At 35.8% G+C, this 1,426-nt stretch carries 1 protein-coding gene; it reads left to right on the top strand.

What is annotated here, in order from left to right:
* The first annotated feature begins 85 nt into the window (after positions 1-85).
* Positions 86-1,248 (top strand): IS3 family transposase gene (locus AB447_RS22690; protein ID WP_085959889.1). Its coding sequence is split into 2 segments (ribosomal slippage): positions 86-362 and positions 362-1,248, totalling 1,164 coding nucleotides; the frame shifts between segments, so codons are not numbered across the junction.
* Positions 1,249-1,426 lie beyond the last annotated feature (178 nt).

Below are 1,426 nucleotides of genomic sequence, written 5' to 3' on the forward strand. Positions count from 1 at the left end.
TGGAGAGACCCAAATAAATGAGACAAGGAAAAAACACCCCCTGAATCGTATTAATACAATATGATTCTTAGGAGGGTGTTTTTCTATGGGCACAAGAGTACATTACGCAGAAGAAGTAAAATGGGAAGTAATTAAAATGAAACAAGCTGGAATGACAAACAAAGAAATAATGGAACAACTGGGGATAAAAAATAAGACTCAAATTAAAACATGGATGCGATGGTACAAAACAGGCCAAACCTATCGATTTTCGCAACAAGTTGGAAAACAATATTCCTACGGTAAAGAATCGGAGGAAATGAGTGAGCTAGAAGAATTAAAACTAAAGAATAAACAGCTAGAGGCTCAATTGGCAATTATAAAAAAGTACCAGGAGATCGAAAGGAGTTGGAGCCACGAGTCATTGTCCAAGTTGTAGAAGAACTCTCAGCCACTTTTAAAATAATTGATATTCTTGGAGTATTAGGCATACCTAAGTCAACATATTACCGTTGGAAAAAGAAGTATAAAAAAGTTGAGCTAACTTCATTAGAAGAGCTAGTAATCAAGCTGTGTAAGAAAAACTTCTATCACTATGGTCATCGTAAAATTAAATCCATCTTAAACAGAAAGTATGGGATAAATGTAAACCGCAAAACTGTACAAAAAATTATGCAAAAGTTTGAGATTCAGTGTCAAGTTAAGAAGAAGCGACAAAAGTACATTTGTGGTGAGAGTAATATTATTGTGCCGAACACTCTCAATCGTAATTTTAAAGCAAGCCGATTAAATGAAAAATGGGTAACCGACATTACCTACTTACCTTATGGCTCGACTATGTTATATTTATCAACGATTATGGACTTATATAACAACGAAATAGTGGCTTACAAAATAGGTACGAGCCAAGATATTAACCTAGTATTAGACACATTGAGGGAAGCTGTAGAATTACGTAAACCAGTAGGGTTACTTCTTCATAGCGACCAGGGATCTGTCTATACTTCACATGCATATCAGAATTTGGCCAAAGAAAAAGGCATTACCACAAGCATGTCTCGAAAAGGAAACTGCCATGATAATGCCGTCATTGAATCCTTTCACTCCTCGCTAAAGTCGGAAGGATTTAACGCTCAAAGTAGAGCATCTATATCCAATTCTAAAGTAGTACAAATTGTAAATCAATACATGTATCGATATAATCATGTACGAATTCAGGCAAAATTAAACTACCTGTCCCCACTGGAATACAGGGGACAGGCAGCATAGGTGTTTTTTCTAAGTCTCATTTTAACGGGTCAGTTCAGCTTGGAGAGACCCAAATAAATGAGACAAGGAAAAAACACCCCCTGAATCGTATTAATACAATATGATTCTTAGGAGGGTGTTTTTCTATGGGCACAAGAGTACATTACGCAGAAGAAGTAAAATGGGAAGTAATTAAAAT

Source organism: Bacillus glycinifermentans, assembly GCF_001042475.2.
Taxonomy (GTDB): Bacteria; Bacillota; Bacilli; order Bacillales; family Bacillaceae; genus Bacillus; species Bacillus glycinifermentans.